The sequence below is a fragment of the Tunturiibacter lichenicola genome (assembly GCF_051013355.1).
GTDB lineage: Bacteria > Acidobacteriota > Terriglobia > Terriglobales > Acidobacteriaceae > Edaphobacter > Edaphobacter lichenicola_F.
In genome coordinates, this window is sequence record NZ_CP132944.1 from 4849855 (window position 1) to 4872616 (window position 22762).

Sequence of the window (22762 nt, forward strand, 5' to 3'; positions counted from 1 at the left end):
CAATTCACTCTAACCCGCGTTCGAGGCCGCCCCGGGTAGACGCTTAAGCAGCAGATCGATCTGTCCAGCGTGATGCGATTCGTGTTCGCACACATGAAACCACTTGCAGTAGTTGTTGGTAGGCCCCCATGGCCAGGTCTTATCCACCGACATCAACCACGCATCGTCTCGCTTCTTGAACTCTGCGAGCGACTTCTCCCTCACCTCTTGCAACGTATCCAGATAAAACTTCAGGTCGTGGCCCTTGATGGTCTTCCGGCCTGCATCCCCAAGCTCCATCGCCGCATCCCACTTCTGCTTTACCGCGTCCGGCCAACTCCCCCAGTTCATTCCATCAAACGTATTCATCTGGTAGTAAGTCTCAGTGGCCGCGAGATGCAACAGCAGCGCGCCAATACTATTGGCGTCTTTGTCGAATAGATAATCCAGGTTCGCTTGGCTGATCTCTCGCGTGTACCTCGTTACGGCGGGCCGCATCCAGGTCAACATCGACACAAGTGTTCCCACCTGAGGGGTATATCCAGGCCTTGGCCCCAGAATATTTATTTCCTTAACTGGTGCGGCTGCTCCGAGAGGCGGCAGTAGCATCACAGCGGAAGCTGCAGCTGTCGTCCTAAGAAAATTTCTACGGTTGGTGACATTCGAATTCGTCAAGAAGCGGACCTCTCAGATGAAATTAAAAACAGGGCCCCTTACTGATCGCGCAAGTATATCGAACGCCCGAGAGCTTTCGACGTAACGCACTCTCAAAAACAAGAAAAATAAGAAATGCCGCTTCATTTACTCAACCGATGGTGTGTTTGACCGGTAAATCCGATCAACGCCAACAATGACCGAACAATTGTTCCCCACATCTCGTATCCTAGTTAAGACATGAGTTCCGAACACAACAATCCTCGCAATCCGATCCGCATCGGAAGCCGCGGCTCGCAACTAGCTCTCTGGCAGGCCAACCACATCCTCTACGCCCTCCGCGACGCCGGCTACCACGTTGAGCTCGAAGTCATCCGCACCACTGGCGATCGCATGCAGCAACCCGGCTTCGTCGCTCCTCCAAACCTTGACGGCAAAGGCATCTTCATCAAAGAAATAGAGGAAGCCCTCGAAGAGGGCCGCATTGATCTCGCCGTTCACTCGCTCAAGGATCTCCCAACCAAACTCGCCCCTCAGTTCACCCTCGCGGCGATACCCAAGCGCGCCGACGCACGCGACGTCTGGGTCTGCGAGCCCTACTGGGCGCTCCACACCCTCCCCGCCGGAGGCCGCATTGGCACGACCAGCCCGCGCCGTCGCGCACAGATCCTCGCGCTCCGCCCCGACGTCACCTTCGTCGAAGTTCGCGGCAACATCGACACCCGCCTCAAAAAACTAGCCTCCGGCCAATGCGACGCCCTCGTCCTCGCCGCCGCCGGCCTCGACCGCCTCAAGCGCGCCGAGTGGGTCCACCAGCGCTTCTGCCCAACAGAGATGTGCCCCGCTCCCGGCCAGGGAGCGTTGGCCCTCGAAACCCGCAGCCCCGAGCACTCCATCGACGAGTCACGCGACGCCTACATCCGCAACGCCATCGCCTTCCTCGAACACCCTCACACCCGCTTCGCCATCAACGCCGAGCGCACCACACTCGATGCCTTAGGCGGTGGCTGCTCACTCCCCATCGGCGCACACTGCATCCCCCCGACAGACGAGTTCGGCAAGTGGCGCATGATCGCCCAGGTCGTCGCGCCCGATGGCGAAGCAATGGTCCAAATCGACACCGAAGCTCCTTACAACATCGATCCCATCGCCCTGGGCCAGAGCGTCGCAGACAACCTCAAATCCAAGGGCGCCCTCGACCTCCTCTCGGCCGTCGCAATCAGCTAAGCTCCAACTCAAAACACATACTTGATCCCACCATCGGGAAATCTTGGCATCTGGTCTTGTTCCAGTACGCCGAGATCTCCCGCTCGTGGCCGCCATTGGTTCGAATAAAAGTTACTCGACCCCAACGCATTGTCAAGCCCAACGTGCCACGTGAACACACCTCGTCGTATCGGACGACTCTGCTCCAACCTGAAGTCCAGCCGATGATATGCAGCAGATCTCGCCGCGTTAATCATGCTCAGATCGTAAACGTCGCGATCCTGCGCGTTGCTGAGCATCAGGTTATCCGGCGTATACGGTCGGCCAGATGTCTGGCTATACCGGCAAGAGAGCACCGTCCTCCTGCGCAAAGCCAGTGTCCCCGCAATATTCGCGACGAACGGTATGTCATAGTTGCCGCGCCGCAACACTCCATCCAATCCCGAGTACCAGCTCCTCGCATACGTCACCGCACTCGTCACCGTAAATCCCGACGTAGGTTTATAGCGAACGGATAGCTCCGCCCCCTGCGCAAGCCCGAGCCCTGCACTCGTCATAGGAAATAATAAGAAGGCCTGCCCAAAGGTATCGGCAATATTAGCCAGAGAAAGCTGTGGGTAGTTAGTAGCAACCGGATAATCCATGTATCTCTTCCGATAAGTCTCGATAGAAATTCCGACATGCGAGCTCCGCACGACATCGATCCCAGCCGTAATCTGCCTGGAACGAATCGGCTTCAACGTCTGCTGGTTTGCAAACGCGACGAGATAAAGATTGGGCGGCAGCTGGGCATACTCGGCGTACCCTGCATGTACGAGCCGGCCCAGAACAGGTGCCATAAACAAAACCTTCGGCGTCCAGATCGTACTTCCAGTGATAGCCCACTGCGAGAGCCGTTCCCCTCCCACCACCTTCATGCCATGTGGTAGCAACACGCTGGCTTGTCCATATGCGGCCGAAGAGAACGGTGCAAATCTTCGATTCAGCGCCATCGCATCCAGCGGGGCCGGATCTTCACTGTAAGGATTCTGCAAACCCAGCGGTTGATCAACGCGATAGTTCAAACGATCGAGCGAAGCCCGCCCACCTGAGGTCACAGTCAACCATTGCTTCGCCTGCAAAGTCCAGTCATACTTCAACGTGCTTACACCATCTCTGGTGTCTTCTGAATAGATAGGTGCTCCATCCAACAGTTGTGCATCTTCGACCACGTTCTGCGACTGCTCTGAGTTACTCACACTCAGCACGCCAAACGACCGAGCCGAAAGCACATGCTGCCAGTTCAAGCCAGTAGTATTTCTCCAACCCTGGTAATGAATATCGTAAGGATTTGTCTCAAACGGATCCGTCGGACTTGGGTGAATCTTGATCGAATCAATTCCCGTCAGCGATAACCCCCACCAGGTATTCTTATCGTCCACGCGCCTGTCCGCTCTGATCAACGCGTTGGAATAGATAGGTACCCCGTTGAGCCCGATATCGTCAGTCAGCAGGTTCAGAATGCTTCGCCTCGCCGACACAAACAACGACCCATCTCCCCACGGCACACTCCTCGACCCTCCCATTCCAGCGATGCCTATCTCCGATTCGGAGTGGGGCACAGTCTTGCCCTCGGGTATGGTTGAGAACTCCACAACAGAAGATAGCCGCTGATCATATTTGCTGTCGTAAGCATCCGTGTGCAACGTCATCTTCTGAACGGCAGCATTATCGATCATCGACACGAAACCGCCGGTCGTATCGGAGAGAGCAAGCTGGTTGATCGAAGGGACCTCGATGTTATCGACCAGGAAAAGCGTCTCATCCGGGTTTCCTCCGCGGACGATAAAGTCGTTGTACTGATCGTTATCAGAGACCACACCCGGCAGCACCTGCATAAACCGCGACGGATCGCCAAACGTGCCCGCAGACTCCTCAATCTCCTTCTCGCTGACCTTTCGTTCAAACCCCTCCGTCGAATCCGTATTGGTTGGTCTACCTTCCACCTTGATCGTCGTTCTCAACATGCCAACAACACTTGAGGTCTTCAACTCCGCAGATGGAGATACTGCATCCGGGGCGTCTATTGTTGGCTTCCGATCGTCTTTTGCAACTGCAACGGTAGTTGTTGTCGCTGGTTTTGCAGGCCCTCCTGCAAGACAACCTGTAGCTATTGTCACGGAGTTAGTATCTGCTATCGCCCCGGCCACTCCGGCACAACTGGTGTTAGCAATATCGGATGCAAGTAGCCTGTGCGAGTAGTTGCCAGCTAGGCAACCGTAGAAAAACAAAACTAACTTCGAAGTACGGTTCACGGAATACCTCTAGGACGAGCGATAGTCGTCTTATCGGCATGGAAGGCTCTTTGGTAATACCTAAAGTGAGATCAAGTCCCACAATGGAACTCTGAGCATTCCACCGCAATACAATGATCCGCATGAACCCTAATCCCTTTTCTGCGGCAGGTGTTTCGTTTGAAGTTCACGAGTGGCGAGGTAGCGGACCAGCAGCCTTGCACGTCCATCATGCCGACGACGAGGCGTGGCACATCCTGGAAGGAGAGTTAACCTTTCGCTACTCGGACCGATCCAAGACGGTTGGCCCCGGGACCACAGTGTTCGTGCCAGCAGGCATCGCGCACACCTACACCGCAACAGAAGATGCCCGATACCTGATCATTCTCACCCCGCGACTGAGCGCTCTTATCACCGCACTCCAGTCAGAGCGAGACCGAAGTCGCCACGGCGACATCTACAAACACTTCAACTCCGAGTTGTTGGAATAAAAGCAAAAGTCATACGGCAGCTATGATTCCGGACTATCCAGATGATCAGCAACGCCGAAACGAACACCTCCATCCATCGAACTCCAGTAGTTACAATCGATCACAGATGTCACTCAAGAACAAACGCATCCTCATCACGCGAAGCCGTCACCAAGCCTCCGAGCTAGCCACTCAGCTCGAAGCGCTCGGAGCCACACCCATTCTTATCCCTGCTATCGAAATCATTCCTCCCACCTCCTTTTCAGCACTCGACGCAGCCCTCACCTGTCTTCGAACATACGATTGGCTCATCCTCACCAGCGCGAACGCCGTCGAAGCCTTCCACCGCCGCGCCCAGTTTCAACACCTCACCCAGCTGCCCAAAAAGATCGCCGTCATTGGACCCGCCACCGCTCGCGCCGCCAACGCAATTGGCCTGACCGTCGACCTCATCCCTCCTCGGTACATCTCCGAGTCGCTCGCCGAAGCCCTCCTTCCCGAAGCAGCCGGCAAATCCTTCCTCCTTGTCCGCGCCGCCGAAGCTCGCGACACAGTGCCAGAAGCCCTCACTGCCGCCGGTGCCACCGTCACCGTGGCGGAAGCCTACAGTAACCAGATCCCTCCAGATTCCGTCTCCGCACTGCGATCGTTCTTCAGCGATCCAGCGAACTATCCCGATGTCATCACCTTCACCAGTGCGTCAACAGCACGAAATCTCATTGCTCTCCTCGACACTGCGAACCTGACTCTCCCATCACAGATCTCACTTGCCTCAATAGGACCCATCACCAGTCAAGCTCTCCGCGAACTCGGTTACGAGCCCACGATCGAAGCAGCCGAACCAACTATCCCCGCCCTCATTCAATCCATCGCCGATCTCAAGGAATAAGCACCACTCAATCACCACAACTCACCACCGAAACCACCACAACTTACCAACAGAAGAAGCAATGGTAACCAGGAGCATCGCCAGCTGCGATGCTTTTGGTCGTTAGCATGCGAAAATTCTGTCAAGCCCCTGACGCTACAAAACCCGCGCCAACCGCCAACAATCGCGTGGCGTATGAGTTCCATTCAAACCGTTATCATTAAGAGTAGGAGTTGAATGACTTGAGTTGATCTGTGGAGTGAGCAGCCGAGCGGTTCTGTCGGAAGCGACCGCTAAGTTGAACAGAGCAAGTATTTTGTGCGCAAGTGGCCTAGAATCAATATTTTGCAGAGGGGTTTCGTCGCTAAATAACACAAAATAAAAGAGATGCCTGCAAGATACCCCAAGAGGGGAGGGGGAGGGCAGTGCGCTAGTGGGAACTCCAGGTCTTATCCCCTGAGTTACATAGCTTTTCAAGCGTACAGTCCACGCACCGAGGCTTCCGCGCCACACATACCTGCCGCCCATGATGGATCAACTCATGCGAAAACGCGATCCATCGATCCTGCGGAAGGATCTTCATCAAATCTCTCTCTACCTTTTCGGGAGATGTCTCCCTGGTCAACTCCAGGCGCCCCGACAACCGCATAACATGCGTATCGACGACAACTCCCACCGCAATGTTGAACCATGACCCGAGCACCACATTCCCTGTCTTCCGAGCCACCCCGGGAAGTGTCAGGATCTCCTCCATCGTCTGAGGCACCTTCCCCCCAAACTCCTCAGTCACAACCCGTGCTGCCCCCTGAATCGACCTCGCCTTATTCCGAAAAAATCCCGTCGTCCGAATCAGCTCCTCAAGCTCCGGAAGGGAAGCCGCAGCCATCGCCTTAGGAGTAGGAAACGCCTTGAACAGCGCCGGAGTTACTAGATTTACCCGGACATCGGTACACTGCGCAGAAAGAATCGTAGCCACCGTCAACTCCCACGCGCTCTTGTGATTCAGGGCACAAACGACTCCGGGATAAGTGTTCCGCAAAGCATCCAGAATCGCTGCAATCCGCTCCGGCGCAAGTGGATTCTGCGTCTTTCCAGCTCTCTTCTTCGCCGAAACCGGCTCCGACTTCGCGATAGCGCGAGCCTTCGCTCCAATAGCAGCCTTAGTCTTTGCAATAGTCTGAACCACGGTCGTCTTGGCCATGCACTTTAGCCCAGACGATCCAGCATCTCCGCCGCCGGAACACGCACACAGCTGAAAATCGGCGTGTCCTGCAGTGTGTACATGCTGATCTCGGTCTCACGTAGCTGCTGCACCAGATCCAGAAAGTCCTCCGGAAAGTTGGTCTCGAACGCAACCACAAACTCCTGGTCGTCGATCCCGAACGAGTAGGTCGTATTCAGCTTCACCCGCGGATACATCAGGCCAATCCGAATATGCTCATCCATCAGCCGCTTCCGCTCCGTTGCAGGCAGCAGATACCACGGCCGAGTCTTCCAGAACGGATAGATAAAGATGTACTTCTGTCCACCCGGACGAATCGCTCCACGTCCTTCACCCTCGCTCTCATCCGGCCGGTCAATCTGGTACTGCGAGCGCTTCGTCATAGCCAGAAAGTTGTGTGGCGAGTTCAGATACCCGCCAAGCGGCGTCCTCATCAACTCACTCCGCATCTCGTTCAGCTCATCCACACCATAACCAATCGACCAGACGCACATATCCACGTCGCCGCGCGTGCCAATCGTCGAGTACGTCAGCGATACGAATTCCCCCGGCTTATTCCACTTTGCCAGGATCTCGGCGAACGCAGCCTTATGTGCCGCCTTCTCTTCAGCCGGCAATCTCCGCCACTCGGGCATCACCTTATAGAAGCTGAAGCACACAATCTGTCGCTTCACAGGCGGCTTTGACGGATCATGGGGCGCCGCCCCATAGCTGCTTGCGGGCCTTCCCGCCTGCGCAGTAACGGAAGTGGCGGAAGCAGAGCTTGTGGAGGCAGAATGCTCAGTGGTAACGGCGGTTGCAGAGGCATCGGTGACAGTGTTCGACATGGGTACATCTCCTAACTCTTCCATGCTAGCTCATCCTTACCAAACCCTCACCTCGTATACTGGAGCTACATGTCAGAGAAGATCATCGCCCTCCTGATTGGCGCCATTGCCAGCGGCGGCTACGCCAGTGTCGTCCTACTGATGGCAATCCAGTCCGCCTGCATCCCCATTCCTTCCGAAGTCATCATGCCGCTCGCGGGTTACGCTCTAGCCCACACGCAGGGGCAGCTCATCATCCTCGCAACCGTCGCATCGCTGGCCTCCAACCTCGGCTCCATTCCCGCATACTGGGTCGGAGCAAGGGGCGGACGCCCCATGGTCGAGCGCTACGGCAGCATGATGCTCCTCAGTCGCCGCGATCTTGACCTCGTCGATCACTTCTTCTCCAAGTACGGCTCCATCACCGTGCTCATCGGACGCATGCTTCCCATCGTCCGCACCTTCATCGCCTTCCCAGCGGGTGTTGCGAAGATGAACCAGCTCCGCTTCCATATCTATACCTTCATCGGCTCCTGGCCCTGGTGCTACGCCCTCGCCTACATCGGCATGAAGCTAGGCGCAACATGGAACACCAACCCTCGGTTCAAAGAGATATTCCACCGTTTCCACCTAGGCGTAGAAGCTGTTATAGTCATCGGCTTCATCTGGTTTGTAATCTCCCACTGGAAGAACCGAATCCGCACCGAACCTGCCTGAAACAACGATCTGTCGTCCTAAGACAACAGATAGCGTGCCTCAGTACGGGCGATTCATTTTGCAAAGCGGCGAATGCCATAAGCGACCGGCAATCCGAACACGACCATATGAATCAGCAGGCCATAGCGCATGCCGCGAATGGTGATCGGATCGTATTGGTGCAGAGCAGACAGCGGCAGCACGATCAGCATCATGACGAGCTGAACACCTGCGCCAAAGCAAAGCCCACAGACGAACCAATACTCCGTCATAAATCGCAGCCTGCGGCTTACCACGTAGTAAAACGCCGAGAAGATAAGAGAGATAATGATGTGCAGCAACACACCCAAAGCATAGTTGCCAAAGCCTCCCTTAAGCGCCTTCTCCCCCACCAGCCCATACGTAATCACGAGGATGATGTCATGGCCCGCAAGGATGCAAGCCTGTAAAAGATCAAGTGCTGCGGCGGCAAGCCCTGCTACACCGATCGCCAATAGTGCGTTTTCTCTTGTTGTTCGTGCCGGCGCGGACTCTTCAATCGCGGACTCTTGAATCATTAGCATCTCCCTTTTCACATCTGGTTGGTTTGCAACACCGTTGTTAACCAACCGACCTCGTCAATTCGCTTGAGTTTGTAGTCGAGGCAGCCGGGCGGAAGACGACGGAATTACTGTTGAGGAGTCGAGGTATTCGCGTCCGCTTCGACGTCAATCTCAATATCGACATCGGGTACAGTAGAATTGCCGACTTCCGCCGAGTTATCTCGCACCCCCATCTCGAAAGCGGCACGCTTCAACCCTGCGGTTCCATGGAACGCCACTCTTGCAGGTTCGTTCGGCTCGGTATCGGAGAAGGTCCCATTGAACTTGAACGTGAGCGGCACCACCTTGGTAACGCCGTGCATGGTCAGTAAGCCGTCCATTCTCCACAGATCCGATGAAATACGTTTAATGCCCCGTCCTCGATAGTTCATGGTCAGAAATTTCTTCGCATCAAAGTATGCGTCGCTGCGGAGGTCCTCATCACGTTTGCCGATCTGCGTGCTGATTGTGGAAACGTTGATCGCGACGTCTACCCTGCAAGCCGCTGGGTCCGGCGATACGGTGATAGTCCCTGTAACCTTATCGAACCGGCCGCGCACACGCCCGACCAGATGGTGCCACGCGCTGAAGTAGGCGAAGCTGTGAGCGGGATCGATCTTGTATGTTCCCGGAGTTGGAAGCGCCTCTCCCTTAGTGCTCTTTTGGACGGGTTTCTGAGGCTCCGCCACCGCGAAGGTCCAGGACATCGCGCAAGTTGCCAAAGCCAGAGCACTGACCCCGAAGAAATCGTGCAGTTTCTCTAAGACCGATCTTCCTGCTTTTCTACCGACCATCTCGCTTGCCTCCGATTGATGCAACTTGCGTTTCGGTTCTTACGCTACGCAGAGAAGTTCGCGGAAGTCCTGAATCCAGTCTGAAATACTCTGAATAGTTCTGAATTCAGGCCGAAAGTGGGTAACTGGCAGATTCGCCGTCGTTGGAGGAATTAGCTGCCTGTGGACGGTGGCATCGGTATAATCGGCAAGCGCCGATTTTCTATGCCGCCCTCTATAAAAAGACAGAGAGTAGTCCCGGACCTGTATGCAACGTTCCCCCACCACAATGCTTCGCATCGGCACCTGGTGCGTTAATCCGACATCTGGCCAAATCTCTCGAGATGGCGAGACCGCTCGACTGGAAGCTCGAACGATGCGGCTGCTACTCTGTCTTGCCGAACACGCTGGCGAAGTGGTCAGCATCGACGACCTGCTCAATCAGGCCTGGTCCGGCGTAGCGGTCTCCTCTGACTCGGTCTATCAGGCCGTCGCGTCGCTGCGACGGTTACTTGGCGACGACCCAAAGCAGCCTACCTACATCGCGACCGTGCCGAGGCTGGGGTACCGGATGGTGGCAACTGTCAGTCCTTGGACCGAGGAACCGGCTATACCGCCGAGCACACAAGCAATTGCGCCAGCGGTCTATCCAATGCCTTCAGAGATCGAGGCGATAGACGCTGTACCTCTCAACGCCCCAAACCTGGGCTTACACAGCAGAGCCTTATGGGCTGTCGGTGCTGTGGTCTGTCTTGCGATTGCCGTTGACTTTCTGCCTCGTGCCCACACTGCCAACCACAGTCACGAGGAGTCGCCTGTGGCCACCCCTGTGCAGGCGCAGAAATTTATCGCGGTCCTGCCATTCTCCGATCTGACTGAAGGAATGAAGGAAGGCGAGTTCGCCGATGGTATGACAGAGGAACTGATCGACAAGCTTAGTAAACTACCCGGGCTACACGTTCCCTCTCCCACATCTTCGTTCTATTACAGAGACAAAGAGATGCCGGTGGCCGATATCGCGAGGGCGTTGGGTGTCGTATACATCCTCGACGGGAGTGTGCGCAAGTCTGGCGCTCGGGTACGAGTAGCGGCGCGCCTTGTTCGAGCGGACAACGGATACGTCATCTGGTCAGAGACATACGACCGGCCATTCCACGACCTGCTGATGGTTCAAGACGACATCGCGGGCGAGGTGACGAAGGCTCTAGGTTCAGCGACAGGGCTCAAGGCAGGCTGACGTGCAGTCGCCTCCATTTGCCCCCACCCTCCCCCCTAAGCGATACTAAAGAGTCCGCATTACACGGAATATCGCACGATAGAAGGGTACCGCCAAGAATGTCTACACCCCCGGCCGCTAAGCCAGCATCCGCTGCGCAAGAAGCGGCAGCCATCAAGCCTGCCACTGGAAAACTAGGCGTCATGATTCCCGGCATGGGAGCCGTCGCCACCACACTCATTGCCGGAGTAGAAGCCATTCGCCGCGGCTTCGCCAAACCCATCGGTTCCACCTCGCAGATGGCCACCATCCGCCTCGGCAAACGCACCGACGCACGCAGCCCCCTCATCAAAGAGTTCATTCCCCTCGCAGACCTCAACGACCTCGTCTTCACCGGCTGGGACATCTTCGGCGGCAACCTGTACGACGCCGCCAAAACCGCGCAGGTCCTCGACCGCGACCAACTCGAACAGATGCGCCCCTTTCTCGAGTCGATCGAGCCCATGCCCGCCGTCTTCGACCAGCACTACGTCAAACGCCTCACCGGCCAGAAGGTCAAGACCGGCAAGAACAAGTGCGACCTCGCCAACCAGATCCGCAACGACATCGCCGAGTTCAAAACCAAGACCGACCGCCAGGTCATGATCTGGTGCGGCTCCACCGAGATTTACCTCGAGCAGACCGCCGTCCACCAGACCCTTGAAGCCTTCGAGAAGGGCCTCGTCGACAACGACCCCGGCATCTCCCCCTCGATGTTGTACGCCTGGGCCGCTCTCAAGGAAGGCATCCCCTTCGCCAACGGCGCACCCAACCTCACCGTCGACATCCCCGCACTGCAAGAGCTTTCGAAAAAGATGAACGCTCCCATCTGCGGCAAGGACTTCAAGACCGGCCAGACCTTTATCAAGACCGTTCTCGCTCCCGCATTCAAGGTCCGCAACCTCGGGGTCAGCGGCTGGTACTCCACCAACATCCTCGGCAACCGCGACGGCGAAGTCCTCGACGATCCCGACTCCTTCAAGACCAAAGAGGTCTCGAAGCTCGGCGTCCTCGAGCACATCTTCCAGCCCGAACTACACCCCGACCTCTACAAGGATCTCTACCACAAGGTCCGCATCAACTACTACCCACCTCGCGGCGACAATAAAGAGGGCTGGGACAACATCGACATCTTTGGCTGGCTCGGCTACCCAATGCAGCTCAAAGTAGACTTCCTCTGCCGCGACTCCATCCTTGCCGCACCTCTCGCCCTCGACCTGATCCTCTTCATGGATCTCGCAGCCCGCACACCGCTACTGCGCGGCCTCGGTATTCAGGAGTGGCTCAGCTTCTACTTCAAAGATCCCGACTCCGCACCTGGTGTCTATCCAGAGCATGACCTCTTCATCCAGCACATCAAGTTGAAGAATACCCTCCGCCACATCATGGGAGAAGACCTCATCACCCACCTCGGCCTCGACTACTACGGCGACTAACGCACTCGAAACGAAAGCACAAAAGGCGACTGTGAAGAAACTCTTTCACAGCCGCCTTTTGCAGTTAACGAGATGCGTGTATCCTAAGGTTGGACCATCGGAATCTGCGAGGCTAGCTGAAGGTCAATCAGCATGACCAGCCGCCGATCCAGCTGGAAAAATAATGCGGTTTTTTTGCCGGTTACTACCTTGCCGAATAGGGGTACGTATTTCAGTCGCAACTGTGCAACCGATTGATCAACCCCGAGCGTCTGGCGCGCCAAACTCAATGCTTGATCGTCGCTAAGCGTGGCATAGTTGGTAGCGTATTCCTTAATCGCCGCATACTTCGCATCGTTGATCTTCACCAACTCAGCAGTGTACTGGTCGTAGACCGGCCAGAACTTCACCGCTTCTGCGTCCGTAAGCTGGAGATTTGCCGCAATGATTTGCTTCTTCTGCGAGCGAATGTCCTTCCTGAGTAAATCAATATCCTGATCCGTAATGCTCTGGGCCGAATTGTTTGCAGGTGTTTGCGCCGAACTTTGACCTCGCGAGATGCCAGTCAAAATCACGACAGCTGCCAAGCTCATCGATAGAAGTTTGTTCCTAATCACAGATCGCTCCTCCTCAAAGCATGCTTTCATTTCATGTCGACCCGCCATTTGGCCCGGGAGGCGGATGGGTGCAATCTGATATCACGGCGATCAAACTGTCAACTATCTTTGTGCTCTGCTGAAGCTTCAGTGCGGCAGCACATCCGAAGTCGACGTGCGCCAACCAGCGATGCAAATCACCCAAAAACTACTCTGACACTTCCATCAGCTTCGCCCAAAGCAACTTCGTTCCGGCGTCAGTCTTCGCCGAAACGGGCAGTATGCCGTCCACCTCATGCGCCTTCTTCAGCGCCGCAACCGACTTTGCGAGTTGATTATTCGATAGCCGGTCCGCCTTAGTTCCCACCACAAGATAAGGTCTTTGCGTTTGCTTGAAATATGTAATCAATTGAGTATCATTTTCCTGTGGCGGAATATTCGTATCCACCAGGCAGATACAGAGCGCCAATGTCTCCCGCGCCGCAAGATAAGGCTCAATAAACGAGGGCCACTCCGATGAGATTGATTTCGAGATCTTGGCATACCCGTATCCGGGTAGGTCTGCAAAGATCAACAGGGGCCTCACCTTCATCTTGTCGCCCGCGCCCTCATGAAGCGCAAAGAAGTTGATCGCTCGCGTTCTTCCCGGAGTTGACGACACCTTCGCCTCCCGCGACCCGAGCAAAGAATTGATCAACGAAGATTTACCCACATTAGAGCGTCCAAGAAATGCAACCTCGGGCGCGCCATAGGTCTTGGCTTCAGAAGGGAAGTGCGCGACGTCGGTCGCAGACAACAGAAAAACAGGGTTCAGTCGCATGCCTCAAGTCTACCGCCAGCAACCTCCGCTCTCCGCAACAGCGCAGCGGCAAAAAAAGAAGGCACCTACCCTAAACAAAAGGATAGGTGCCCGTACCGCTCCAATTTATTGTTGAGGCGGGGGGGCGGCCTCTGTCTGCTGTGGCTCCTTAGCCTTCACTGTAATCGTGACCGGCGCCGTCAGGTGAAAGCTTATAGTGGACTCGGACGGGATCACAACATCCTTGTTGCCCGTAAAGGCCGCGCCAGCTGTTCCAGCACCTGCACCGATAAGGCCGCCGATTAGAGCACCTTTTCCGCCGCCAGCTAATCCCCCAATGAGAGCGCCACCACCAGCTCCGCCGCCGATAAAGCCAGCTGTCCTCTTGCCTTTGCCTTTCTGCTCCTTCTCATAGGCGCTTGTACTAACCTGCATGCCTGAGATCGACGTGACTTGAATACCAAGCGCCCCCGATCCCTTAAACTTTCCTTGCCCCTTCGCGGCTACCACGGTACCCACCACGTGAGCCCCGCGTGGGAAGACTGTTCCACCACCGGAACTTTTCACCGGGGCCGCCAGAACACCCGTAAATCCGTCGCCAACATTGTTCTTGCTTGCGCTCAACTGTTCGGTCACTGTTACGGTCACAGCGGCGCCAGCCGGTGCGGTTAGTTTTACCGGAGGTGGCGGGGGCGGCGGAACTTCCGCCACAGGAGTAGGGGCAACTGCCGGAGCGCCTGATGGTGCCGCGGGTGGAGGTGGCTCAGGAGCAGTCGCTGTTGTTGGCGAAGTCGCCGGTGCAGCGCTAGGCGCGGTTCCATCGGGGGTTGCACTCTGAGTTGGCGCTGGAGTAGGCGTCGAACTTTTGCATCCACCCAGAAACAGGGCTGCTGAAAGAGCCAGGCTTGTCGCAAGAGACATCGATTTCAAGCGCATTATTTTCTCCGGTCACTGGGATCTGGATTTCAAGCTCGATCTACAGGGATAGATTAGCCTTCTTTGGTGAAAGTTGTCCGTAAAATTCGCACGTGCGTTGGTCAGTCCGTCTTGAAGGGGAAGGACGAACATGCGATCCGTAACTCCAACCATAAACCTCTCTATTACGAGACCAAAAAAATATACCCGCGCATGTCGAACGACGGCAAGTGAAAGAAATGACGATCCATTGATGGAGGTCCATTGAGTTGCGAATTTAATCGAGTGCGGGAGAACATCAAACCGGCAGTAAAGTTTGTATAAGTTTTATTTGTCAAATTGTTGATGAGCAGTCACTTATGGTCTATCGCTTGCATCTTCGCTTGGTACGGGTATACCTTGCCACGAGATCCAGACTAGTCGGTTCATGTGCTGAACGCTCATCCACCGTGAGTGTTGCTCGAACTCCATAGCCAGAGTCACAACACAGCCACACAAATCTCTGCACTCATGAATGACCCAAAAGTATTACGAGTAATTAAGCAACAGAATGGCTAACCTCGTTTATGCTCCATCTTGAGACGTTGAAGATTTCTCCTTTGTGCTGTACCTATCCTCCCCACTGGGAGCTGCGCTCCCAAGAAGGGCTCTTGAAATCGAAGGAAGCGTTAGATGTTTTACAGAATTCATCCGGTCGCCTCTCAATCAGATACCTTTTCCCTAAGGCCGTCTTCTCCTTGACTGACGTTCTCCCCAGATCTCTATGACCTGCCGCTGAGGCAACTACACATTGAACAGCAACCCGTATTACCACCTTTCGGAGGGAACACCCATGATTGGCAATAACTTCGCCCGGCTGACGGGCTCAAAGCGAAATCTGCTCGCGCTACTGGCATCGAGCGCTTTATTCACGGCTGGTTGCGCGAATATGGCGACGACCGCTCCGGACGCAAATCCTTTCAGCTCAGCTGCCACCCTTAGCGGGAATATTCACGGCGGTAGTCAGCCAGTGGTGAACGCTGTCGTAACCCTGTACTACGCAGGCCAGAAGGGCTCGTCGGGCTTTCCAGTCACCCCGGCAGCTACAACCACGACTGACGTTAACGGGAACTTCACTTTTCTCAAAGATCCCACCGACGGGGACACGACCACTGGCAACACCTACTCCTGCCCTCTACCCGGGACGGTCTCAAGTCCCCTCGTCTATGTGATCTCTAAGGGCGGAAACACTGCGGGTAACGTTACTGGTCCAAGCAACGATGGCGCCGCGTTCATCGGTGTCTATGGCAGCTGCAATAAGCTCAGCGCTTCGAACCAGCTCTTTCTGAACGAAGTGACGACGGTCGCCACTCTCGCCGTCATGCAGCAGTTCTTTGAGCCAATCGGTGAGGGCATCACTGCCGACGGAACCCTCCAGCAATACAACGTTCTCAACAACGTTCCCAATACGATCAATCTCCTCGCTAATACGACTACTGGTCAGGTTGTTCCTTCGACGGTACTCAAGGCGCCCGTGAACGGGCATCTCATCAAACCGTCGGTCCAGATAACCGCGACTTCTGAGTCCACCAAAATCAATCTGCTTGCGAACATTATGTCTACCTGTATCAACCAGGCAACCGCGACAGGCTGCGCCCCACTATTTGCTGCTGCCGTTCCAGGGAACAGTGGGTATACCAGCAATTTTAGTGATGGTACGTTCCCAGCTGCATCGGATACTCTTCAGGCTATCTACTACCTTCTCACCAATCCTAGCAATGGCGGTCCGGCCTTTATGACGGCAACCTTCGGATTGGCGCCTGGAGTCGGTGCACCTTATCAGCCGGCACTCGCAACCCAGCCTACCGACTGGACGATTGCCATCAACTATGCAAGCACCGGCAGCACCTGCGGTACCACAACAGGCGGCTCGGGCGGCTTCATCAGCTCGCCGTCCGATATTGCCATCGACTTCCAGAACAACGTGTGGATCGCAAACTCACAGGCTGCCTCAGGTAATCTCTCTGAACTCTCATGGGCCGGCATTCCAACGACCTGCGTTTTCCTCGGAAGCGGCGGATTGACGGGAGTGACCATCGACTCGGCAAATCCGACAACGACGGGCGGCAACATCTGGGTTGGCTCTGGCAATAATATGTACCGCTTCAACCCTCTTAACTTCCAAACATCCACTTATCCAGTTGGCGCGGGTGTAACGCCGCTCGCAGTGGGAGCCGACGGCTTGGGTAACATCTACTTCACCTCAGCTGCGACTACTTCACTCTACCAACTTCCCCTCGCAGCGAGCACAACAGGTGTGGCACCACTTCAGATCTCCAATAGCGTTGGTGCCAATCCGATCCGCTTGATGCCTGACTTTCAAGGTAGGACGGTTGCCAGCAATATCTTTGTCTCCTCGGGCGCACCCACTGTCTCAAAGGTCTCACTCGGTGCTGGTGGCCTCAATGGCTATGTCACAACCCCGATCACAACTGTAGGCAACTCCTATGGACTATCGTTGGGACCCGACAACAGCCTTTACGTCTCCGCTATCGATACCGGTGCGATCACTGGATTGCTCGCTGGTACAGGTGGAGTCTATACAACAGCTGTAAACAGCAACTATCCCTTTACGGCCGCAACCGCCGGTATCGCTGCCCCCACTTCCATCTCAATCGATGGGCGCTCAAACGTTTGGATTCCCAATAACACCAACGGCACCGATGCCAGCAGCAACCCGGCAGGCAGTCTCAGCTATATCAGCAGAGACGCGACGCCACTTTCACCGGCTACGGGATTTCAGAAAGATCCAACCTACCTAAACTCCAGCCGCGCCTTGGCTGTTGATCAGGCTGGAAACGTATGGGTCGCAGGCGACGGGAACACCTTTATCACCGAGATCGTCGGCGCAGGTGTTCCTATCTTCCAACCCTATGCGGCTGGCATCGCAGTCGGCAGATTCCAGAGCATCCCATAACCAACGCACTCAACCTCAAAAGGCCCCGGGACATGCTCTCGGGGCTTTTTGCATTGATCCATCTAGGCATCATCGTATCCACCGTCGCCGGATTCGATCAAGTTCTGTCCTACTGCTCATCCAGAGTGAATATCTTGTCCATGACCATCCACCACTGGTCATGGCGAGCTTTGGGCAGCCGCTGCTGAAACTGCTGCATTGTCGCCTCCCACTCTTGGAACCTTCACGTTAACCGCATCTGCGGCGACCTTGGCCGACGGCGAAAACGCATCATCCACATCCATGATCATGAAGTTCCTGGTCCCAAGAAGATAGATCTCCATCGCAACTATTCCAGAGTCGAGCAAACTCTGTTTAACTTCGGGCCATATCTTGATGTGATAGCGCTTATATTCCGCGATCGCGGCTTTGTTATCTTTCAAATCCAGCGTTAGGTAATAACGTTGCGTCTGCTCTCAATCCTTCATCGGATGCTCGGCACGGACCAACAACGAAGCACCAAAGTAGTATCCTGCTCGAAGTGATTCAGGTAAAGTAAGACAAGTTTGGCTATATCGCAGACTAATTTCTCCCCGCAGATTGCGCTTAACAATTCTCCATGGGTATGCAGAGCACCACTCACCCTTCTTGGCCCAAGCACTTTCCAATCCGGATCGCATTTTTTCTCCTGCTCTGCTGCATACTCCGCACTGCGTCCTTCGCTCAAACTCCTACCGTTTCGGCCCTGACTGTTCCTCTCTTCATCCCCTCCGCGATAGTCTTTGATGCAACAGGCAATTTGTATTTCGCTGAGACGGGGCATCACCTCATCCGCAAGCTCGATTCACTCGGCAACATAACAACGATCGCCGGCACCGGCACGCAAGACCTCTCCGGTGATGCTGGACCAGCGACTGCCGCTGCCCTAGACTCCCCGCAGGGCCTGGCACTCGACACCGCCAACAACCTCTACATCGCCGACACCCACAACCATCGCATCCGTAAACTCAACCTCACTACCGGCACCCTTGTCACCGTAGCTGGCACCACTTCAGGCTTCTCCGGGGACACGGGTCCTGCCACATCGGCCCAACTCACTCTCCCCACCGCCCTCGCCCTCGACGCCGTCGGCAACCTTTACATAGCTGACACCGGAAATCACCGTATTCGCAAGCTCACTCTCGCAACCGGCATCATCACAACGATCGCAGGCATTGGCACACAAGGCTTTTCAGGCGACAACGGCCCTGCCACGTCAACTGCAATTGACTCGCCAACAGGTCTTGCCGTAGACATTGCCGGAAACCTTTACCTGGCCGACACTCACAATCACCTTATCCGCAAGATCACTGCCAGTACCGGAACAATCACCACGATCGCTGGCAACGGATCACCCGGGTTCTCCGGCGACGCTGCAGCTGCTACCACCGCTACTTTGGCATTTCCTCACGGCCTTTCGCTGGACGCCACTGGCAACATCTACCTGGCTGACACAGAAAATCATCGCATCCGCCGCATCGATGCCATCACCGGTATCATCACCACGGTAGCCGGCGACGGCACACAAGCATTTTCGGGGGACAACGGTCCAGCCATTGCCGCCTCGCTCGATAGCCCCAGCGCAACCTCACTTTCTCCAACCAACCTCCTTACCCTCTCCGACACTGGCAACCAGCGTATTCGGCAACTCACCGCGCAGCCCGCTGCCAACACAACAATCAAGACCATCGCCGGTCTCGGCATCCAATCTCCCGAAGCTCTTATCCTCAGCGCCCCGGCTGTCATACCTTACGGCTCCGGCCAACTAAGCGCCTCCCTAACTGCAGGATCACTTATCAACGGCAGCATTACCTTTGTTGATATCACTAATGCCGCCGCGAATGCCACGACGACTCTCGGCACTGCTACCCTACTCTCAAACGTCGCCAACCTCCCCGTCACAACTTTGGCTGTTGGCCTCCATACCATCATCGCCACATACTCGGGCGACCAGGCCCATCCCTCCACGCAAAGTCAAATTCTCACGCTGACGATTACCCCTCTACCGATCACCGCGACCTCGGTCTCCATCACCCGCTTGTATGGTCAGCCAATCCCCGTCATCAATGGATCTGTCACCGGCATCCTCCCACAGGACGCTGCGAATATCACTGCTATCTTTACGACCACCGCCGTCTCAACGTCATCGGTCGGAACATATCCCATTACGGCAATGCTTAGTGGTCCAGCAGCAGGGAACTACACCGTCACGATGACACCTGTTGCACTTACGATTAATCCTGCTTCCACCTCGATAACCCTCAGCAACCTCATCGCCAGTGCAGCCAGTGGATCAACAGTTCCGCTTACCGCTTATGTCGCTAGCACCACCTCTGGCACGCCAACCGGTTCAATCACTCTTCTTGATGGGACGATTCCACTCTTCACCACACCGATCTCCACCACTGGCGTCGCAGTCTTCACTATCAGTTCACTCGCTGCTGGCTCTCACACATTGAGTGCCGTCTATAACGGCAGTACAAACTTCACGCCTAGCGCTTCCTCTCCACAACAGATCACTATCGGAACAAGCTCAAATTCGAATCCCGACTTCACCCTCGCGGCCACCGGCCTTATGAGTCAGACCATCCTCTCCGGGGCCAGCGCCAGCTATACTTTTTCGGTTCAGATGCAGGGTAATCTCTCCAGCGCAATCACTTTGGCTGCATCCGGGCTGCCGAATCTTGCCACCGCATCGTTCAATCCCCCCACTCTTCCACCCGGCATCAACATCTTCACCCTGACGATCGCAACTCCAAACACCACAGCCTTCAATAGACCCGGCGGCATGCGACCTCACCCGTCGATCGCCTGGGCACTTCTGTTATGTCCCATTGCCTGTGTTGCAATCGGCCACCGGAAACGAAACGTCATAACAAGCATCTTGATGATCGGAATCATAAGTCTTCCCCTCATGTTCGTGGCAGGTTGTGGAGATCGTATCGATGCAGCCGACGCACTTTCTCTCTCCGCGAAAACCTACACTATCACGATCACCGGTACTGCCACTGCGCCGACCGGCAGCACACTTCAACACTCCACGACAGTTACCCTGCTTGTAGAGCAAGGCAACTAACATCAAACAAAGCAATTTATCCCGGTCCCAGTAGACGCAGCAGAAAAAACACAATCACACCGGCAAAGAAGACAAGCGCCATTCGAATCCCCGGCTCCCGGTTTACCTCCGGCACCAAGTCTGTCGCTGCGACATAGATTGTCACCCCGGCTGAAAGAGGCAATCCCACCCGCACCCAACTCGGCTCCAAGTTAATCACGAGCACGCCCAGCACCGTCATCGCGCCGAGAAATAGTGCCGAGTTCAGCGCCATCGCCGCACCCCGCCCACCGGCCAGCATGACGCTCGCCATCGTAAAACCTTCTGGAATCTTGTGCAAAAACACTGCGAAGAACAGAATCCAACCCAGCCAGTGCGACAGCACGAATCCCGACCCGATCGCCACGCCATCGAAGAACGTATGTGTCGCCAACCCGAGCAACACCGAGTAACTGGTCTTCGCCGAAAGAAACTCATGATGGTGCGTCTCTTCGCCAAAGTGGAAGTGCGGCACCAGCGAATGCTCCAACAGATGCACCCCACAGTACCCGGCAAGAATCAGCAACGGAGCGAACCGGGGATTTACATGCATTCCCTCCGGGATCATCTCCAGCACGGCAGCGGCGAGCATAAAACCGGCGCCCAGTGCGACGAAATATCGCAACGCTCGTGCCGAAGGGGACCGTCGCACCAGCAGAAAACCACCCAGGAAGTCCGCGAGTCCTGCAACTAATCCCAACGTCAGGCTCAACCAAAGCGCTGACACGACTACGCCTTGTGGCGGATGGTCAACGCATCGCCGCCCATCATCGTGAAGATATGCGCCGCGCTGACTCGCAGCGACCTTACCATTCTACTTTTCATATCCTTTCAATCTTACCTGTCTCAGGCCATTGCGACTCGCGAGACAACACAAACACCACGCCCAGCCCACAAAAGAAGACAAACCCTTCCAGCCGTTCAGACAGTATGTGCAGTCGCTCGAAGTCAACACGCCCAGCATCTCCCAACGGCGCTGACTCCACCACACCACCGGCCAGGGCGCGATCCACCTCCATTGCTGGCAAAATCTTGAACTGCGAGTAGAACGTTGCCGCCATCATCATGCCCGTCAAAATCATCTCAATCGCGAACCCAAGCCTCGCAGTCACACCCGCCCGCAACCATAACAGCGCCGTCGAAACGTAAAACACGCCGCCGCCGACGAGTCCTATCCAATGCAAAACCCGCAACGTCCCCCCAACAACAATCCCCGCCTCATGCGAACTCGGCAGACTATGAAAAGCCACCGGCGCAACCACAAAGGCAAAAAATCCGAGCCCGCCCACCCATGCCACCATCGCAAACAACCGCAAGGCCCGCAACAAAGTTTGCATCTAGACGTGGTCCCTTCCAATCAACCGTTGAATCCGTTCTTTCATAGGCGGGTGGGTCGAAAAAAGATTCCCGATCCCTCCACTCCCCAGCAGCGGAGCCACAATAAACAGATGCGCGTTCGAAGGCGAAGCCTGCATCGGAATCCGCTTCGAGTAGTCCTCCAGCTTTTGCAGCGCACGAGCCAGCGCGTAAGGATTTCCCGTCGTCGCAGCCCCCGTCGCGTCCGCCTCAAACTCCCGTGTACGCGAGATCCACAACTGAATCAATGAGGCCGCAATTGGCGCCACGATGATCATTAGAAGCGCGCTCAGCCCACCTCCGCCGCGCTCCCGACCTCGCCCACCACCACCAAACAGCGAAGCCCAATACCCCATGCGCGCGACCATCGTGATTGCCCCGGCAAGCGTCGCTGCGATCGAACTGGTCAGAATATCTCTGTTACGCACATGTCCTAACTCATGCGCGAGAACGCCCTCGAGTTCTTCATCATCCAACAACTGAAGTATTCCATGTGTAACCGCTACCGAAGCATGCTGCGGATTCCGTCCTGTCGCGAATGCATTTGGGGACTCTGTCGGCAGCACATAGATCTTCGGCATCGGAAGGCCTTGCTTTGCCGTCAGCCTCTCCACCGCCGCATACGCCCGGGGTAACTGCTCTCGTGTCACCGGCTGCGCGTTGTACATCTTCAGCGCGATCTTGTCAGAGAAGAAGTAACTCCCAAAGTTAAAGGCAATGGAGATAACAAACGCAAGCAACATTCCGTTGCGACCACCAATTCGGTCTCCAAGGAAGATAAGAAACAACGTCAGCAGAACGAGCAGCAACGTCGACTTAAACGTGTTCAT

General features: G+C 55.6%; 22 protein-coding genes and 1 pseudogene. 8 read left to right on the plus strand and 15 right to left on the minus strand.

The window, feature by feature from the left end:
* Nucleotides 1–9: 9 nt before the first annotated feature.
* Nucleotides 10–507, minus strand: coding sequence for a DinB family protein (locus tag RBB82_RS20285; RefSeq protein ID WP_433975427.1), 498 nt, complete (start codon nt 505–507; stop codon nt 10–12).
* 69 nt (nt 508–576) lie between these two features.
* Nucleotides 577–654 (minus strand): annotated as a pseudogene (locus tag RBB82_RS20290) (twin-arginine translocation signal domain-containing protein); the annotation flags it as partial.
* Nucleotides 655–873: 219 nt separating this feature from the next.
* Here RBB82_RS20290 and hemC point away from each other — a divergent pair.
* On the plus strand, nt 874–1860 hold the full coding sequence (gene hemC, locus RBB82_RS20295; RefSeq protein WP_433972553.1) for a hydroxymethylbilane synthase: 987 nt from the start codon (nt 874–876) through the stop codon (nt 1858–1860).
* Between the two features lie 8 nt (nt 1861–1868).
* Here hemC and RBB82_RS20300 read toward each other — a convergent pair whose 3' ends face one another.
* Nucleotides 1869–3998, minus strand: coding sequence for a TonB-dependent receptor plug domain-containing protein (locus tag RBB82_RS20300; RefSeq protein WP_433972554.1), 2130 nt, complete (start codon nt 3996–3998; stop codon nt 1869–1871).
* Nucleotides 3999–4255: 257 nt separating this feature from the next.
* Here RBB82_RS20300 and RBB82_RS20305 point away from each other — a divergent pair, with 257 nt between their 5' ends.
* Nucleotides 4256–4603, plus strand: coding sequence for a cupin domain-containing protein (locus tag RBB82_RS20305; RefSeq protein WP_433972555.1), 348 nt, complete (start codon nt 4256–4258; stop codon nt 4601–4603).
* Between the two features lie 106 nt (nt 4604–4709).
* Complete coding sequence (locus RBB82_RS20310; protein ID WP_433972556.1) at nt 4710–5471, plus strand: uroporphyrinogen-III synthase; 762 nt, start codon at nt 4710–4712, stop codon at nt 5469–5471.
* A 409-nt stretch (nt 5472–5880) separates the two neighbouring features.
* Here the strand turns inward: RBB82_RS20310 and nth are convergent, their stop codons facing one another.
* Together nth and RBB82_RS20320 are read right to left on the minus strand one after the other, a co-directional pair.
* Nucleotides 5881–6651: an endonuclease III gene (gene nth, locus RBB82_RS20315; RefSeq protein ID WP_433972557.1), complete on the minus strand. Its 771-nt coding sequence runs from the start codon at nt 6649–6651 to the stop codon at nt 5881–5883.
* 5 nt (nt 6652–6656) lie between these two features.
* Entirely contained in the window at nt 6657–7499 is an 843-nt protein-coding gene (locus tag RBB82_RS20320; protein WP_433972558.1) for a chlorite dismutase family protein, read from the minus strand.
* A 69-nt stretch (nt 7500–7568) separates the two neighbouring features.
* On the opposite strand from RBB82_RS20320, the gene RBB82_RS20325 reads away from it, so the two are divergent.
* Nucleotides 7569–8195: a DedA family protein gene (locus RBB82_RS20325; protein WP_433972559.1), complete on the plus strand. Its 627-nt coding sequence runs from the start codon at nt 7569–7571 to the stop codon at nt 8193–8195.
* A 53-nt stretch (nt 8196–8248) separates the two neighbouring features.
* Here the strand turns inward: RBB82_RS20325 and RBB82_RS20330 are convergent, their stop codons facing one another.
* Nucleotides 8249–8731, minus strand: coding sequence for a hypothetical protein (locus RBB82_RS20330; RefSeq protein WP_433972560.1), 483 nt, complete (start codon nt 8729–8731; stop codon nt 8249–8251).
* Nucleotides 8732–8841: 110 nt separating this feature from the next.
* Nucleotides 8842–9462 (minus strand): YceI family protein, encoded by a 621-nt coding sequence (locus RBB82_RS20335; RefSeq protein ID WP_433972561.1) that lies wholly within the window; start codon nt 9460–9462, stop codon nt 8842–8844.
* 334 nt (nt 9463–9796) lie between these two features.
* On the opposite strand from RBB82_RS20335, the gene RBB82_RS20340 reads away from it, so the two are divergent.
* Together RBB82_RS20340 and RBB82_RS20345 are read left to right on the plus strand one after the other, a co-directional pair.
* Nucleotides 9797–10765, plus strand: coding sequence for a winged helix-turn-helix domain-containing protein (locus tag RBB82_RS20340; protein ID WP_433972562.1), 969 nt, complete (start codon nt 9797–9799; stop codon nt 10763–10765).
* 98 nt (nt 10766–10863) lie between these two features.
* On the plus strand, nt 10864–12219 hold the full coding sequence (locus RBB82_RS20345) for an inositol-3-phosphate synthase (protein ID WP_433972563.1): 1356 nt from the start codon (nt 10864–10866) through the stop codon (nt 12217–12219).
* Between the two features lie 83 nt (nt 12220–12302).
* Here the strand turns inward: RBB82_RS20345 and RBB82_RS20350 are convergent, their stop codons facing one another.
* The 3 genes from RBB82_RS20350 to RBB82_RS20360 form a co-directional block, all read right to left on the minus strand.
* The gene (locus tag RBB82_RS20350) at nt 12303–12791 is read right to left on the minus strand and encodes a hypothetical protein (protein ID WP_433972564.1); all 489 of its coding nucleotides are present in this window, start codon (nt 12789–12791) and stop codon (nt 12303–12305) included.
* A gap of 211 nt (nt 12792–13002) precedes the next feature.
* A complete protein-coding gene (gene yihA, locus RBB82_RS20355; protein WP_433972565.1) occupies nt 13003–13614 on the minus strand; it encodes a ribosome biogenesis GTP-binding protein YihA/YsxC in 612 nt (203 codons plus the stop codon).
* A gap of 105 nt (nt 13615–13719) precedes the next feature.
* Nucleotides 13720–14529, minus strand: a complete 810-nt coding sequence (locus RBB82_RS20360) for a hypothetical protein (RefSeq protein ID WP_433972566.1) — start codon at nt 14527–14529, stop codon at nt 13720–13722.
* 811 nt (nt 14530–15340) lie between these two features.
* Here RBB82_RS20360 and RBB82_RS20365 point away from each other — a divergent pair.
* Nucleotides 15341–17464 (plus strand): hypothetical protein, encoded by a 2124-nt coding sequence (locus tag RBB82_RS20365; RefSeq protein ID WP_433972567.1) that lies wholly within the window; start codon nt 15341–15343, stop codon nt 17462–17464.
* A gap of 109 nt (nt 17465–17573) precedes the next feature.
* On the opposite strand, the gene RBB82_RS20370 is transcribed toward RBB82_RS20365, so the two are convergent.
* Together RBB82_RS20370 and RBB82_RS20375 are read right to left on the minus strand one after the other, a co-directional pair.
* On the minus strand, nt 17574–17663 hold the full coding sequence (locus RBB82_RS20370) for a hypothetical protein (RefSeq protein ID WP_433972569.1): 90 nt from the start codon (nt 17661–17663) through the stop codon (nt 17574–17576).
* A complete protein-coding gene (locus RBB82_RS20375; RefSeq protein WP_433972570.1) occupies nt 17623–17886 on the minus strand; it encodes an L-rhamnose mutarotase in 264 nt (87 codons plus the stop codon). The genes RBB82_RS20370 and RBB82_RS20375 overlap by 41 nt, the downstream gene beginning before the upstream one ends.
* Before the next feature lie 356 nt (nt 17887–18242).
* Here RBB82_RS20375 and RBB82_RS20380 point away from each other — a divergent pair, with 356 nt between their 5' ends.
* Nucleotides 18243–20558, plus strand: a complete 2316-nt coding sequence (locus tag RBB82_RS20380; RefSeq protein WP_433972571.1) for an Ig-like domain repeat protein — start codon at nt 18243–18245, stop codon at nt 20556–20558.
* Between the two features lie 16 nt (nt 20559–20574).
* On the opposite strand, the gene RBB82_RS20385 is transcribed toward RBB82_RS20380, so the two are convergent.
* From RBB82_RS20385 to RBB82_RS20395, 3 genes are all read right to left on the minus strand, one after another.
* A complete protein-coding gene (locus tag RBB82_RS20385; protein WP_433972572.1) occupies nt 20575–21303 on the minus strand; it encodes a ZIP family metal transporter in 729 nt (242 codons plus the stop codon).
* Nucleotides 21304–21397: 94 nt separating this feature from the next.
* Nucleotides 21398–21913 carry a DUF4149 domain-containing protein gene (locus RBB82_RS20390; RefSeq protein ID WP_433972573.1) on the minus strand — a complete coding sequence of 172 codons (516 nt, stop codon included), beginning with the start codon at nt 21911–21913 and terminating at the stop codon, nt 21398–21400.
* A complete protein-coding gene (locus RBB82_RS20395) occupies nt 21914–22762 on the minus strand; it encodes a zinc metalloprotease HtpX (protein WP_433972574.1) in 849 nt (282 codons plus the stop codon). It lies immediately after the preceding gene.